We start from the raw sequence: 14,299 nt of genomic DNA on the forward strand, positions 1-14,299 counted from the left end.
TCAGAAGTTCACGCCGAAGCTGAGGGCGAGGAAGTCGCGGTCGGTCAGGGTGTTGTAGTCGCCGCCAAAGAAGTCGGTGTAGCTGAGGCTGGCGGTGTAGGTGTTGCGGTAGTCCGCGTCGACCCCTGCGCTGATGGCCTTGGCGCCCTTGTTGAACAGGCCATTGGGGCCATAACCGGCGACGTCATGGGACCAAGACAGGTTGGGCTTGAGGTTGATCCCGGCAATCACGTTGTTGTAGTCGAGGATCGCCCGCGCGCGATAACCCCAGGAAGTGGAGGTGACAAAACCGTCGGTGTCACCCTGGAAACCGTAGGCGCCGTACACCGAGTCCCGGCCGTAACGCAGTTTGCTTTTATCTTCCAGGCCTGCGACGTGCACGATGGCCGCTTCACCGACCACCGTAAGGCGCTCGGCGCCCAGGACCTGGTCGAAGAACTGGGTCATGGAGCTTTGGATCTGGGTGATCTCTTTACGGCGATAGCCTTTGTTGTCGTCGCCGAAGTTGCTGCGGATGGGTGAGGCCAGCTGGCCGGCGACGGGGTTGATCAGGGCCAGGGTCAGATCGGTAGTATTGAGTTGCACCGGGGCATTGGGCCGGTAGCTGATCTCACCGGTCCACGCGGTGCCGGTGGGCAAGGTGGTGGAGAAGCTGGCGCCGAACAAGCGGATGTCTTCCGGGTAATCCAAGTAGTACTGGCCACGGCCGAGCATGAGGCTCTGGACCAAGCCCGCGCCGGAGCCGGGCACGATGCCGTTGGCGGTGCCGGAAATAGCACCCAGGGTGGCCAGGCTGGTGTTGTTGGTGATGGTCCCCACCGTTGGCGTGCGGCTGTGGTAGTTCATGAAGTACAGGCCGTACTCGGTGTCGTCCCCCAGCCAGCGCAGGGCGGCGCCGAACTGGCCGGAATCCCGTGCATCACGGTCGCCGGCGCGACGTACGATGACCCCTTCACTGGTCGCGCCAAATCCTTGGCCGAACGCCGCCGCCACAGGCTGCAATGGCCTGATTGCCGGGTTCCCGACGGTGTAGTTGTTGGTGCAGCCGTCCGCTGCCACGTCGCCACCAAAGAAGGTGCCGCAGTTATCCAGCACCGTCTGGTCCCACTCCAACTGGTAGAAACCTTCGACCGTCAGCTGATTGGTCAGGCTCTGGGACGCGAACAGCATGTTGACCGGAATCAGCCCTTCCTTGATCTCGGCCCCCGGACGGCGGAACGCCGACACATCAATCGGGTTGATGCTGTTGATGGAGTTACCGATGAAGATACTTTCGCCCCAGCTCACCACCTGCTTGCCCGCTCGCACGGTGCCCGGCAGATCACCCAGCGAATAGTTGTGATAGACGAAGGCATCCAGAATCTGCGCACCGCTGGACTTGGCGCCTTCCTTGCGGTTGTGGTCACTGATCGGTTTGAACTCGCGGTCTTCATCCTTCAGTTCAAAGTCGTACCAGTACTTGCCGCGCACGAATACACCCGTGTCGCCGTACTTCAACTCAAGGTCATGCAGGCCCTTGAAGATCTTGGAGAAGGTTTCGCCCTTCTTGAAGTTCAAGCGCCCGTCATCACCGGTAGACGCCTGGCCGGTACCGCCGTTGACGGTGCCCACCAGCTTTTTATCGGCGTCGCGCATGCCCCAGCTCGCACCCACCGACAGCGAAGAATCGAATTGCCCTTCGATCTCGCCAATGTTGAATGAAACAGCCTGTGCCTGAGCACAGCAACCCAACGCAACCGCAGCGGCCAGCGCCTGTGGCCTGAAGATGGCGCGCATTGTTGTTCTTGTCATGCGTCTTCCCCGGTGAGTGACAGAAGGCCCCACCCTACTGCCGCCCATCAGGAGCGATAAGCGCACCAAGGAGGGATTCGTGTTGTCACTCAAAAGGATGACTGAGCGCTCTGGCCGGGGCTCCGGGCGCAGGCATGCATTGGATGGATGGCGGGTTATCAGGGGAATGTATGGAGAACGTCGAAACTGTTGCTGATTCAGCAACAGTCCTTGTCACGAATCGGCATTACTCATTTTGTTACAAGCGGCTATTCTTATCGGGCTTTCAGGGCAAACGGCCCGCTTCCTCAACCGGAAGGAAAGCCAGATTTACATAGATTGATGACTGTTTTCAGTCTATTACCGGTGTTCACTGACGTTGATTTGTCGCTCCTTGATCCAACGTCTACTTCGGCCGCTGCCTATGCAGCGGCCTTTTTTATGCCTGGAATAAAACGGGGCGCCATCAGCGCCCCGTAGGATTCAAGCTTTTTCAAGCAACGATCACAGGCTGTATCTCTGCAAATTGGCCATCATCTCCTTCAGCGCTTCGATATTGTCCTTGGGGTGCGCTGCCCCCTCGAAGTCGCAGATCTGTTGCCAATGCGCCGCCACGTCATCGGGCGAGAAGCCCGCCTCCGGATCAAAGCCCACGCCCAGGCTGCGCTCCCAGCGGGTCTTGCCAATCCAGCCGCCGCCGACTTCAAACAACCCCGAGGTTTCCTGGCAGGCTTCGCTGCCCAGGTACACCACCAATGGGCTGACCAACTCCGGCTTGAGGCGCTCGAACACCTGCGGCGGGATCAGGCCTTCGGTCATGCGCGTGCCGCCGGTGGGAGCAATGGCGTTGACCAGGATGTTGTTCTTGCGGCCTTCCAGCGCCAGGGTGCGCGTCAGCCCATACAGACCCAGCTTGGCCATGCCGTAGTTGGACTGGCCGAAGTTGCCATAGATGCCCGAGGTGGACGCGGTGAAGATCACCCGGCCGTAACCCTGCTCACGCAGATGGGGCCAGGCGGCACGGGTGACTTTGTAGGCGCCTTCGACGTGCACCCGGTAAACCAGGTCCCAGTCGCTGTCGTCCATTTTGTGGAAGGTCTTGTCGCGCAGAATGCCAGCGTTGTTGACCACCACATCGATACGGCCAAAGGCGTCGAGGGCATTCTGCACAATCCTGTCACCGTCGGTGACAGAGTCATGATTGGCTTCGGCGATGCCGCCGGCTTCGCGAATCTCAGCCACCACGCGGTCGGCGGCCGAGGCACTGGCGCCTTCGCCCTGGGTGGAACCGCCCAGGTCGTTGACCAGCACTTTTGCGCCATGTTTGGCGAACAGCAGCGCATGGGCACGGCCCAACCCGCCGCCGGCACCGGTGACGATCACGACCTTATCCTGAAACTGCACTGACTCACTCATACCGAACTCCAATGGCGACAATGGGAATGGGTCGAGTGTCAGGCACGGGGGCCATGGTCACAATAACCACGGCTGAGCCTGAATGGTGCTCGATAAGGCAGAGGGATGATCATGTGGGAACGGGCGTAACGACGATGCAAGCGCCTCGACCTTTGAGTTGAATCGCCGCGACGCTATCGCAGGTACGCCAGCTCCCTCACCGGGCCAGCAATGCGCTCGCGAAACGCCAGGTAATGCTTGAGCACCTGCACCGGCGCCTCGATCTGCGGGTAGTGCCCGATATTGGCCAACAGCACCGTGTCGGCGTGGGGCACCAACTCGCAATAACGCTCCACCATATGAGCGCCCGAGATCGGGTCCATCTCGCCATCGATCACTCGCAGCGGCACTCCATCGCGTTGCATCGCCGCCACCCAACGCTCACGCATACGCCCGCGCTGAGGGATATACGCAATGAGTTTGTGCAGGATGCGTGTGCCGTCATGGCAGTCGATCAGGCTCCAGAAATCATCCAGGGCGCTTTCGCTGGGGCGGGTATTGGGGCCGAAGATCTGGCTGAAACTGTTCGCCAAGGCATTGCGCCCGAAGGCGCGGCCGATCATCCAGCCCAACGGGCTGAGCAAGAGTTTTTGCACCAGTGCCGGGCGATGGGTTTCGGGAAACAGCCCACCGTTGAGAAACACGCAACTGGCCATGTGAAAGCGCCCTTCGTAATGCCGGGCCAGCAGTTCCTGGGCGACGCTGTCACCGTAGTCGTGTGCCAGCACATGCACCGGCTGCTCTACGCGCAAATGTGCCAGCAGTGCCTGCTGCAAATCTGCCTGTTCCAGCAGGCAATAACCGTGATCCAGTGGCTTGGCCGAGTCGCCGAAACCGAGCATGTCGCAGGCAATCACCAGATTGCGCTGGGCCAGGGGCTGCCACAGGTAGTGCCAGTCCCAGCTGGCGGTGGGAAAGCCATGGATCAGCAGCAACGGTTCGCCCTGCCCCGCCACCCAGTAACGAAGGGTGCGGCCGTGGAAGTCGAACGTCTGGCTGCGTTTGCGCCAGGCGCTGAGCGGGATCTCGGTAAGTGGCATCAGGTTTTATACCCGGGATCGAGGCTGTCCAGTTTGCGCAGCAACGCCGGCCAGGCCAGCGCGCCCCCCATGCCTTGTGCGCTCTTTGTGACCGCCGCCACCATTGCCTTGGCGCCGGCGAGAATCTGCGGCCCGATGTTGATCAGTTCAACGCCACCGCTTTGCGCCAACACCTGGATGTCGCAGGCGCGCTGGAAGGTGAACATCATCAAGAAGGTATCGGCGATGGTGCTGCCGCAGGTCAGCAAGCCGTGGTTGTGCAGCATCAGGAAATTGTTTTCGCCCAGGTCGGCCTGCAAGCGGGCCTTCTCTTCGTGGTTCAGCGCCACGCCTTCGTAGGCGTGATAGGCCAGACTCGACAGCACGAATATCGACTGCTGGCTGATCGGCAACACGCCTTGTTTCTGCGCCGCCACTGCGACCCCTGCGGCGGTGTGGGTGTGCAGCACACAGGTTACATCGTGGCGCACTTCATGGATGGCGCTGTGGATGGTATAGCCCGCCGGGTTGATCTCGTAGGGGCTGTCCATCAGCTTGTTGCCGGCCTGATCGACCTTGACCAGGCTCGATGCGGTGATCTCATGGAACATCAGCCCATAAGGATTGATCAGGAAGTCATCGGTGCCCGGCACTTTGGCCGAGATATGGGTGAAGATCAGGTCGTCCCAACCGTGCATCGCCACCAGGCGATAACAGGCTGCCAGGTCGACGCGGGTTTGCCACTCGGCGGCGCTGACCTGATCTTTGACATTCTGTGGCGATAGAACGGGGGCTAGGCTCACGGCAACGACCTCCTTGGCGCATTTTCTTATTGTTTTTTGAGTGATGGGCCAGTCTAGTCAGACCTTGAGGCTGCCGGAGTTGCCTTGGCAGCCAGCTTGATGACCGTGCGAGTCAGGGTTGAGGATAGTTCAATCTCGTACTCGCAATGTCAGAGAAGTGCCGCCAATAAAGGCGCGGCGAACAGGTTGAGCAGGCCCGTCAGCACCATCACCAAGCCTGCGACGGAGCCCTCTTCGCCGCCCACCTCATGGGCACGGCTCACGCCCGCGCCGTGGGCGCCCACGCCGAATAACGCACCGCGCGCCAAGGGTGTGCGCAGCGGCAACCACTTCAGCAGCACACCGCCGAGCATGGCGCCGAACACGCCGGTGAACATCACAAACACAGCCGTCAGTTCCGGCACGCCGCCAAGGTCGGAGGACACCGGCATGGCGAACGGTGTCGTGATGGAGCGTGGCACTAGGGACAGGGCTACCGAGGGATCCAACGCCAGGGCCTTGGCCAAACCGAACGAGGTGGCAATGGACGCTGCGCTGCCCGCGATCATGCCCAGCAACAAGGCCGACCAGTAACGCGCCAGCAACTTGCGCTGTTGCCAGATCGGCACCGCGAACGCCACTGTCACCGGGCCAAGCACAAGCATCAGCCAATGGGTGTCGGCAGAGTATTCGGCGTAGGCGGTGTTCATCGGCACGGCCACGGCCAGCAATAGCACCGGTACCAGGATCAGTGGTGACAATAGGTAACGCCCGGTGCGGCGGTAGATCCAGCGGCTGAAGATATAAGCACTCAAGGTCAAGGCGAGCCAGAACACCGGCATCAGTTCAAACTTCATGGCGCAGCTTCCAACGGCACACCAGTTCGACGGTGAACGCGGTCACCAGCATGACTGCCAGGGTGCTGAGGCCAATCACCAGCAGGATGCGCCAGCCGTCATTGCGCAACAGGCCGCCATAGTCCAGCAGGCTCATCAGCGCGGGAATGAAGAACAGCAGCATCTCAGCCATCAACACACCGGCCCCCAATTGCAGGGCAGCCGGCTTGATCAGTCCGCTGGCGAAGGTTGCCAGCAGCAGTCCCAAACCCACCACGCCACCGGGGATCGGCAGCGTCAGCCATACGGCCAGCTGGCAACCGAGCAGGTAAATGGCCAGCAGTGCGATCAGTTCAATCAACAAACGGGTGAAACGTTTCATGGGCTTTGGGTCCTCGCAGGCCTTCATTTTAGAGAGACCTGCCCCATCCCCACAGCGAATTGTTAGACTGTCAGCTATTCCACTTTGGAATTGAAGGCATGGAATTCAAACAACTGCGCAGCTTTGTCGAAGTGATCCACCGGGGCGGCTTCACTCAGGCCGGGAAAACCCTGCACATCAGTCAATCCGCCGTCAGTAAACAAGTCGCGCAATTGGAACAAAGCCTGGGCACGCCGCTGTTGGAACGTACCGGTTCGCACATCCGCCTGACCGCCGCCGGGGAGGTGGTGCTGCAACGGGCTGAAGCCATGCTGCGTTTGCAGACGGAATTGCTCAGTGAGCTGGATGATATGCAGCAACTGACCCGTGGCGAGTTGCGCCTGGGTTTGCCGCTACTGGCGGGCGATATCTTGTTCGCCGGGCTGTTTGCCGAGTACCGCAGGCGCTACCCGAACGTCACCATCCAGTTGCTGGAAGGTGGCAGTCGCACGATCGAACAGGCGATTCTCAATGGTGAACTGGATGTCGGCGGCTGCCTGAACTCAAGTGATCCGGCCTTCGCCCGACAAGCCTTCTGCGATGAACCGCTCGACGCCCTGCTGCCGATGGACCATCCCCTGGCGCAGAATGCCCAAGTGCGCCTGGAGGAACTGGCGGACACCCCGTTTCTGATGTACCAGCGCAGCTTTGTGCTCAATGATCGGTTGATCCAGGCCTGCCAGCAGGTGGGCTTCACCCCGAGGGAAATCGGCCGCAGCGGCCAGGCTGACTTCCTCGCCGCCCTGGTCGCAGCCGGCCAGGGCGTGGTGCTGCTGCCCAGCGTGGTCGCCCGTGGACTGTTGCGACCGGGCGTGGTGCGCCTCACCTTGAAGGCGCCCGACTACCTGCGCTGGGACATTGCGTTTACCTGGCGTGAGGGCGCGTATCTGTCAAAAGCCGCCCAGGCCTGGCTGGCGTTGTTGCGCGAGTTTCCGGTCAGCCGCGCAGTGCAGTGACCAGCTCGGCCAGCCACGGTTCGGCATCGGCTTCCGGGGTGACGCTTTCGCTGGCGTCCAGGCGCAGCATCGGCAGCACTTCGCGCACGCCCAGTTCGCTAAACAGCTCGCGCATTTGCTCGCCGCCGCCGCAGAAGGTATCGCCATAGCTGGCGTCGCCCAGGCCGATTACCGCACCCGGCAGGCCGCGCCAGGCGGCGGGCAGTTGGTCGCGAATGCTGGAGTACAGAGGTTGCAGATTGTCGGGTAACTCGCCCATGCCCGTGGTGGAGGTCACCGCCAGAAATGCGTCCGGCGCAAACGCCTGTACATCCGCCAGGCTGGCGCGAGCGTTATGCCAGGCCTCAAAACCGGCGGCATTGAGGATATCGGCAGCGTGGCGGGCGACTTCTTCAGCAGTGCCGTAGACCGAGCCGGAAAGGATGGCGACTTTCATCAATCTGATCCTGTGGTTGAGCGAAAGCGTGGGATATTAGCAGCTCGACCGCCCCCTACAAAAAAACGTCACGCCCGCTGGAAAGATTGCCACGCTGTCTTAAACTTGCGACTCCTCAAATGGATGGATCCACCTGAATGATTAATGCCCAATTGATGCAAATGGTCATTGATGCCTCGAATGACGGCATCGTTATCGCCGAACGGGAAGGCAAGGACCTGCCGCTGATCTACGTCAATCCGGCCTTCGAGCGCCTCACCGGCTACACCCGCGACGAGATCCTCTACCAGGATTGCCGTTTCCTGCAGTCCGGTGACCGCGACCAGCCCGCTCTGATCGCCATTCGCGAGGCCCTCAGCGCCGGCGAAAGCTGCCGCGAAACCTTGCGCAACTACCGCAAGGACGGCACGCACTTCTGGAATGAGCTGTCGCTGTCCACCACTTACAACCCGGCGGACAAACAAACGTATTTCGTCGGCGTGCAAAAAGACGTGACGGTTCAGGTCAAAGCCCAGCAGCGCGTGGCTCAACTGGAGGCGCAAGTCGCAGAACTCAAGGCTGAACTGGCGGCACTCAAAGCGACGAGTGGATCTAACAAAAATTAGAAAAAACGCTCATTAAGAGGATAATGGCGTTTTAGCACCTCCCGCCCCCCCGTTGAGCAAGCCCCATGCGACGCGATGCACTCCTGACGCAGGACGAGTTGGATTTCATCCAGACCCTGCAGCACAATCCGCAATTGAACCTGCGTGATGCATCGTCGAGCTTGACGGTCAACGGCGGTGCGCAGATTCGCGACCTCCTCACTCGCCTGGCGGCCCACGACCACGTCACCATCCAGGCGCAGTTCGACAACCAGCAGCTCACCTTCCCACTGCACTTGGTGGAAGATGAGTTTCATGCCGTTCACCTGCGCCTGGGCGTGCCGAGTATTTTCGAGGACGGGCCAATGATCCGGCCGTGGCGCCTCGCACTCGAGACCCCGGTGGCGTTGGAAAATGTCAGGGGCAACCCGGGCGCGCTGTGGGTACATGAGGTGTCATTCAAGGGTGTGCTGGTAGAAATTCGCGGCCGGATCAAGCCGCCGAAAACCTTTTCCCTATGGTTCAGCCCTTCGGGTTACGAACGCATCGCGGTGCGCGGAACGTTCGAACGGGAAACCGCACGCGGCCTGTTCGCTTATCGGCTCAGCCAAGACGTCGCCGATGAAACCGAGCGCCTGCGCCATTTCATCCTGCACCAGCACCGCCTCGCTCATCCTGAAGTGCACGCCTGATATCAGGTATCCAGGCCACCGCTCAGGAATTGCTGCAAGCGCCGCTGCATCAGCGGGCCATCATTGCCCAGGCAGCCGATTGACGAGCCAGCGAGGCGTTCCTGCACCAAGTCCGCGGCGTCACCGGCCAGCAGCAATGGACAATCGATGGTCAGCGCCAGCCGCTTGAGCCGCGACGGCAGCTCATTGCTGGGGGCGCGATTGGAAAACAGCACCAAGGCTTGCGGATGGGTCTTCTCACAGACCAGTGTCAGTTCGTCGAATGGCTGGCCCACACCCAGGATCTTTACAGCGAGCTTTTCACCGGTCAGCAGCAGGCCTGCCACCAACACCTCCAGCTCGCGGCATTCCCCGGCAATGGCGGCCAGCAGAACCCGAGGCAGCGGCGCGGCGGCTAACACCTGCAGACGTTGCGCGGTGCGTGAACGCAAGAAATTATCGAAGAACAGCCACTCGCTGGCCTGGCCGAAGCGCCCTTGATGACGCAACAATTCCTGCCAGAGCGGCATGAGAATGTCTTGAAAGACCACGGCGAGCGGGTAGGCGGAAAAAATCTGGCCGTACAGCCGATCCAGTTGGCAGTCATCGAACGCGCTGATTGCGTTGCGCAATTGCCCGTGCCACTGAGCCCACTCCACACCCTCTTCAGAAACCGTGCCGGGTTCGCGGAGCGGCTCGCCGCGCGCGAGGATCCTGCCCACTTTGCTCACCGCGACGCCGCGTTCGATCCAGTCGAGAATGCGGTGCACCGTGTCGATATCGGTGCGCGAGTACAAACGATGCCCACTTTCGGTGCGGATCGGCTGGATGAGGCCGTACCGTCTCTCCCACGCCCGCAGGGTGACCGGGTTGACGCCCGTTAGCCGAGCGACTTCGCGAATCGGCAAAAGATCATCGGAAACAGCGGTGCGGTCAGTGGTTGTTTCGCGCTGCGGAGCAATAGTTTCGGGCATCAGAGGTCAAGAACATCCATGTCGATTTGGGTCCCATTTAACGCTTTTTCGATTGAACGATTCAAGCTGCGCAGCGAACCGACAGAAGTGTCTGGCGTATTTCACTAAAACAGGAATAATCCTTGCCTGCTTTTTCAAGGCGCAGCCGCATCACCCCGCGACTGCACCTGGTGCCGTACCTACCCGGTCACGTGCCCCCTTATTTGGAGATACACAATGTCTACCTCTCCCGTCACCTTGATGGTTGCGCGCCGCGTGGCCAAAGGGCGCTACGAAGAACTGATGGCCTGGCTGCGCGAAGGCGAGCAATTGGCCACGGACTTTCCCGGCTACCTGGGCTCGGGTGTCCTTGCACCGCCGCCCAACGATGATGAATTCCAGATCATTTTCCGCTTCGCCGATGAACAGACTCTGCATGCCTGGGAGTTTTCGGCTTCCCGCAGCGCCTGGTTGAGCCGTGGCAGCGAGCTGTTTGCAGACCCGTCCGAGCACCGCGTACGTGGTATCGATGGCTGGTTTGGCGCAGTCGGCGCCCGCCCTCCACGCTGGAAGCAGGCAGTGGCGATCTGGCTGGCGTTTTTCCCGGTGTCGCTGCTGTTCAACTTCGTCCTGGGGCCCTTGCTCAACGGACTCGACCTGGCGCCGCGCGTACTGGTCAGCACCATGGCCCTGACGCCGCTGATGGTGTACTGGTTCATCCCGCTGTCGACGCATCTGTTAGCCAATTGGCTGCATCCCTCCCCGCCACGCAAGGTCGCTGAAGCCGCCGCGTGAGTACAGGGGCGCCCGGTCGCTGGTATAGTTTCAATCTGCCAGCGACTCGAGCCTCCCATGACTGCAACGAACGCCCCGATCCTGATCACCGGCGCCGGCCAGCGTGTCGGCCTGCATTGCGCCCAGCGCCTGCTGGATGAAGGCCACCCGGTGATTTTCAGCTACCGCAGCGAGAGACCCGGCGTGCAAGCCCTGCGCGCACGTGGTGCAGTGGGGGTGTTTGCCGACTTCTCCAGTGAGGCCGGTATCCTGGCGTTTATCGCTGAATTGAACACCCATACCCAGAGCCTGCGCGCGATCATTCACAACGCCTCGGCCTGGATCGCCGAAACGCCCGACGACGAAAGCCGCGCCTTTACCGACATGTTCAGCGTGCACATGCTTGCGCCGTACCTGATCAACCTGCATTGTTCACCCTTGTTGCAACGCTCTTCCCCCGCCGACATTGTGCACATCAGCGATGACGTGGTGCGCAAGGGCAGCCGCCAGCACATCGCGTATTGCGCCACCAAAGCCGGGCTCGACAGCCTCACGTTGTCGTTTGCCGCACAGTTCGCGCCGCTGATCAAGGTCAACGGCATCGCGCCGGCGATGGTGATGTTCAACGACGGCGACGACGCAGACTATCGCGCCAAGGTGCTGGCCAAGTCGGCACTGGGCATCGAGCCCGGGCCCGAGGTGATCTACCAGAGCGTGCGTTACCTGCTGGACAACCCTTATGTCACCGGTACCACCCTGACCGTCAACGGCGGGCGGCATATCAAGTAAGCCGTTTGTGAGGATGTTGTATGACCCTGCCCCACCACTACCGCGAAATCCTCAAAGGCCTGGGCGAAGACCCGGAGCGCGAAGGCTTGCTCGATACGCCCAAGCGCGCTGCCAAGGCCATGCAGTACCTGTGTCACGGCTACGAGCAGAGCCTTGAAGACATCGTCAACGGCGCGCTGTTCACCTCTGACAATGACGAGATGGTGATCCTCAAGGACATCGAGTTGTACTCGCTGTGCGAACACCACCTGCTGCCCTTCATCGGCAAGGCCCACGTGGCCTACATCCCCACCGGCAAGGTGTTGGGCCTGTCGAAGCTGGCGCGCATCGTCGACATGTACGCTCGGCGCCTGCAGATCCAGGAAAACCTCACGCGGCAAATCGCCGACGCAATCCAGGACGTGACCCAGGCCGCCGGCGTGGCCGTGGTGATCGAAGCCCAGCACATGTGCATGATGATGCGCGGTGTGGAAAAACAGAATTCAACCATGAACACCTCGGTGATGCTCGGCGCGTTCCGCGAGTCGAACACCACGCGCATGGAGTTCCTGCAACTGATCGGACGGAGCAAGTAGCAATGCCACAACTTCAACCAGGCATGGCGCGCATCCGGGTCAAGGACCTGTGCCTGCGCACTTACATCGGCATCAACGAGGACGAGATCCTCAACAAGCAGGATGTGCTGATCAACCTGACCATCCTGTATGCCGCCCAGGAAGCCGTGCGCGACAATGACATTGACCACGCCTTGAATTACCGCACCATCACCAAGGCGATCATTGCCCACGTCGAGGGCAACCGCTTTGCCTTGCTGGAGCGCCTGACCCAGGAGCTGCTGGACCTGGTGATGAGCAATGAGTCGGTGCTGTACGCCGAAGTCGAAGTGGACAAGCCCCATGCGCTGCGCTTTGCCGAGTCGGTGTCGATTACCCTGGCGGCCAGCCGCTAACCCCTGAATTGTCAGTGAGCCCTATGAACGACCAACAACGCCTCGAACTCGAAGCCGCTGCCTTCCGCAGGCTGGTGGCGCACCTGGACAGCCGCAAGGATGTGCAGAATATCGACCTGATGAACCTCTCGGGCTTCTGCCGAAACTGCTTGTCCAAGTGGTACAAGGCCGAGGCCGACGAGCGCCAGATCGAGCTGAGCCTCGATGACGCCCGTGAAGTGGTGTACGGCATGCCGTACGCCGAGTGGAAAGCCCAATACCAGAAAGAAGCCAGCGCCGACCAACAGGCGGCGTTCGCCAAAGGAAAAACCCATGACTGATTTGAACACCCTGCGCGCCAGCCTCGACAGCGGCGAACACGTTTTTGCCGATACGCTGGCCTTTGTCGCCGCAGGTTATGACTACCAGCCGCAAGCCTTTACCAATGGCGACGTGGAAAACGCCGCTGGGCAGAACGAAGGTTCGTGCAAGACCTTGGGTTTGGCCCTGTTGGAAGGCCTGAGCGACCAGGAAGCGCTGCTGGCGTTTGGCGAGCATTACCGTTCGGTGCTGGCGACGCCTGAGGGCAGCGACCATGGCAATATCCGGGCGCTGATCAAACATGGGCTGGCTGGGGTGAAGTTTGCCGCGCAGCCACTGACCCGCCGCTGATTCAATTTGATAACCCGGTTAATGTGGGAGCCGGGCTTGCCCGCGATGGCCGTGGTGGCTGACACGACGCTATCGCAGGCAAGCCAGCTCCCACAGTGATTGGGTTGACACATCGAAACTGTGGTGCGACTTGAATTGCGCGCATAAAAAAACCGGCCTCTCAGCCGGTTTTTTCGTTTCAACGGTTTAGAACGAAGCGTCCTTCAAACCGTCGAGGTAACGCTCGGCATCCAGTGCCGCCATGCAACCGGCGCCGGCCGAGGTGATGGCCTGGCGGTAGACGTGGTCGGCCACGTCACCGGCAGCGAAGATACCTTCGATGTTGGTGGCAGTGGCATTGCCTTCGCGGCCGCCCTGAACGACCAGGTAACCGTCTTTGGCTTCCAGCACGCCCTCGAACAGCGAAGTGTTCGGAGTGTGGCCGATGGCGATAAACACGCCGTCGACTTTCAGCTCGTCGAAGCTGCCGTCGTTGTTCTTCAGGCGGGCACCGGTCACGCCCATGTTGTCGCCCAGGACTTCGTCCAGGGTGGCGTTGAGCTTGAGGATGATCTTGCCTTCAGCCACACGGGCGTGCAGCTTGTCGATCAGGATCTTCTCGGCGCGGAAGGTCTCGCGGCGGTGAACCAGGGTCACGGTGCTGGCGATGTTGGCCAGGTACAGTGCTTCTTCCACGGCAGTGTTGCCACCACCGACCACGGCGACTGGCTTGTTGCGGTAGAAGAAACCGTCGCAGGTCGCGCAGGCGGAAACGCCCTTGCCCATGAACGCTTCTTCCGACGGCAGTCCCAGGTAACGGGCGCTGGCGCCAGTAGCGATGATCAACGCGTCACAGGTGTACACGCCGCTGTCGCCGGTCAGGCTGTAAGGCTTCTTGGAGAAATCGACCTGGTTGATGTGATCAAACACGATCTCGGTTTCGAAGCGCTCGGCGTGTTCTTTCATACGCTCCATGAGCACCGGGCCGGTGAGGCCGTGGACGTCGCCCGGCCAGTTGTCGACTTCGGTGGTGGTGGTCAGCTGACCACCCGCCTGCATGCCGGTGATCAGCAGTGGCTTGAGGTTGGCCCGGGCAGCGTAAACGGCAGCGCTGTAACCGGCAGGACCGGAACCGAGAATAATCACTCGCGAATGACGGGTATCAGACATGACTCACTCCTATCGACCACCTGGACTACAAGGCGGCTGGAATAAAAAAGGGACCACGAAGCACTTGGGGAAGGCTTGAACTCGCAGGCCCTGAAAAATAATGG

The 14,299-nt window shown here is 60.8% G+C and carries 18 protein-coding genes; 9 read left to right on the forward strand and 9 right to left on the reverse strand.

The window, feature by feature from the left end:
* The 6 genes from AC4PS7_RS27865 to AC4PS7_RS27890 all read right to left on the reverse strand — a co-directional run bounded on the left by AC4PS7_RS27865 (window position 1) and on the right by AC4PS7_RS27890 (window position 6,244).
* Window positions 1–1,791, reverse strand: a complete 1,791-nt coding sequence (locus AC4PS7_RS27865; RefSeq protein WP_492179858.1) for a DUF1302 domain-containing protein — start codon at window positions 1,789–1,791, stop codon at window positions 1–3.
* A 483-nt stretch (window positions 1,792–2,274) separates the two neighbouring features.
* Entirely contained in the window at window positions 2,275–3,186 is a 912-nt protein-coding gene (locus AC4PS7_RS27870; protein ID WP_010206449.1) for an SDR family oxidoreductase, read from the reverse strand.
* Between the two features lie 173 nt (window positions 3,187–3,359).
* Window positions 3,360–4,265 (reverse strand): alpha/beta fold hydrolase, encoded by a 906-nt coding sequence (locus AC4PS7_RS27875; protein WP_010206450.1) that lies wholly within the window; start codon window positions 4,263–4,265, stop codon window positions 3,360–3,362.
* Window positions 4,265–5,047, reverse strand: coding sequence for a class II aldolase/adducin family protein (locus AC4PS7_RS27880; RefSeq protein WP_010206451.1), 783 nt, complete (start codon window positions 5,045–5,047; stop codon window positions 4,265–4,267). The genes AC4PS7_RS27875 and AC4PS7_RS27880 overlap by 1 nt, the downstream gene beginning before the upstream one ends.
* A gap of 149 nt (window positions 5,048–5,196) precedes the next feature.
* Window positions 5,197–5,883 carry an LrgB family protein gene (locus tag AC4PS7_RS27885; RefSeq protein ID WP_010206453.1) on the reverse strand — a complete coding sequence of 229 codons (687 nt, stop codon included), beginning with the start codon at window positions 5,881–5,883 and terminating at the stop codon, window positions 5,197–5,199.
* A complete protein-coding gene (locus AC4PS7_RS27890) occupies window positions 5,873–6,244 on the reverse strand; it encodes a CidA/LrgA family protein (RefSeq protein ID WP_010206454.1) in 372 nt (123 codons plus the stop codon). Before AC4PS7_RS27890 ends, AC4PS7_RS27885 begins: the two co-directional genes overlap by 11 nt.
* Before the next feature lie 98 nt (window positions 6,245–6,342).
* On the opposite strand from AC4PS7_RS27890, the gene AC4PS7_RS27895 reads away from it, so the two are divergent.
* Complete coding sequence (locus tag AC4PS7_RS27895) at window positions 6,343–7,239, forward strand: LysR family transcriptional regulator (RefSeq protein WP_137206600.1); 897 nt, start codon at window positions 6,343–6,345, stop codon at window positions 7,237–7,239.
* On the opposite strand, the gene AC4PS7_RS27900 is transcribed toward AC4PS7_RS27895, so the two are convergent.
* On the reverse strand, window positions 7,220–7,675 hold the full coding sequence (locus tag AC4PS7_RS27900; RefSeq protein WP_021492149.1) for a flavodoxin: 456 nt from the start codon (window positions 7,673–7,675) through the stop codon (window positions 7,220–7,222). The two genes, AC4PS7_RS27895 and AC4PS7_RS27900, sit on opposite strands and share 20 nt — an antisense overlap.
* 137 nt (window positions 7,676–7,812) lie before the next feature.
* On the opposite strand from AC4PS7_RS27900, the gene AC4PS7_RS27905 reads away from it, so the two are divergent.
* Entirely contained in the window at window positions 7,813–8,280 is a 468-nt protein-coding gene (locus AC4PS7_RS27905; protein WP_010206458.1) for a PAS domain-containing protein, read from the forward strand.
* 65 nt (window positions 8,281–8,345) lie between these two features.
* On the forward strand, window positions 8,346–8,951 hold the full coding sequence (locus tag AC4PS7_RS27910) for a hypothetical protein (protein ID WP_047543853.1): 606 nt from the start codon (window positions 8,346–8,348) through the stop codon (window positions 8,949–8,951).
* A gap of 2 nt (window positions 8,952–8,953) precedes the next feature.
* On the opposite strand, the gene AC4PS7_RS27915 is transcribed toward AC4PS7_RS27910, so the two are convergent.
* Entirely contained in the window at window positions 8,954–9,904 is a 951-nt protein-coding gene (locus tag AC4PS7_RS27915) for a MerR family transcriptional regulator (protein ID WP_492179859.1), read from the reverse strand.
* A 216-nt stretch (window positions 9,905–10,120) separates the two neighbouring features.
* On the opposite strand from AC4PS7_RS27915, the gene AC4PS7_RS27920 reads away from it, so the two are divergent.
* From AC4PS7_RS27920 to AC4PS7_RS27945, 6 genes are read left to right on the forward strand one after another with little or no spacing between them, the layout of a single operon-like run.
* Window positions 10,121–10,678, forward strand: a complete 558-nt coding sequence (locus AC4PS7_RS27920; RefSeq protein WP_010206465.1) for an antibiotic biosynthesis monooxygenase — start codon at window positions 10,121–10,123, stop codon at window positions 10,676–10,678.
* A gap of 57 nt (window positions 10,679–10,735) precedes the next feature.
* Window positions 10,736–11,446, forward strand: a complete 711-nt coding sequence (gene folM, locus AC4PS7_RS27925; RefSeq protein WP_044287863.1) for a dihydromonapterin reductase — start codon at window positions 10,736–10,738, stop codon at window positions 11,444–11,446.
* A gap of 20 nt (window positions 11,447–11,466) precedes the next feature.
* Window positions 11,467–12,021 carry a GTP cyclohydrolase I FolE gene (gene folE / locus AC4PS7_RS27930; protein WP_010206467.1) on the forward strand — a complete coding sequence of 185 codons (555 nt, stop codon included), beginning with the start codon at window positions 11,467–11,469 and terminating at the stop codon, window positions 12,019–12,021.
* 2 nt (window positions 12,022–12,023) lie between these two features.
* Complete coding sequence (gene folX / locus AC4PS7_RS27935; protein ID WP_003176029.1) at window positions 12,024–12,395, forward strand: dihydroneopterin triphosphate 2'-epimerase; 372 nt, start codon at window positions 12,024–12,026, stop codon at window positions 12,393–12,395.
* A 23-nt stretch (window positions 12,396–12,418) separates the two neighbouring features.
* On the forward strand, window positions 12,419–12,715 hold the full coding sequence (locus AC4PS7_RS27940) for a DUF1244 domain-containing protein (RefSeq protein ID WP_010206472.1): 297 nt from the start codon (window positions 12,419–12,421) through the stop codon (window positions 12,713–12,715).
* Window positions 12,708–13,046 (forward strand): HopJ type III effector protein, encoded by a 339-nt coding sequence (locus tag AC4PS7_RS27945; RefSeq protein ID WP_010206473.1) that lies wholly within the window; start codon window positions 12,708–12,710, stop codon window positions 13,044–13,046. Before AC4PS7_RS27940 ends, AC4PS7_RS27945 begins: the two co-directional genes overlap by 8 nt.
* 186 nt (window positions 13,047–13,232) lie before the next feature.
* On the opposite strand, the gene trxB is transcribed toward AC4PS7_RS27945, so the two are convergent.
* Entirely contained in the window at window positions 13,233–14,195 is a 963-nt protein-coding gene (gene trxB, locus AC4PS7_RS27950) for a thioredoxin-disulfide reductase (protein WP_010206474.1), read from the reverse strand.
* Window positions 14,196–14,299: the final 104 nt, after the last annotated feature.

Source organism: Pseudomonas sp. DW-iso3, assembly GCF_058725305.1.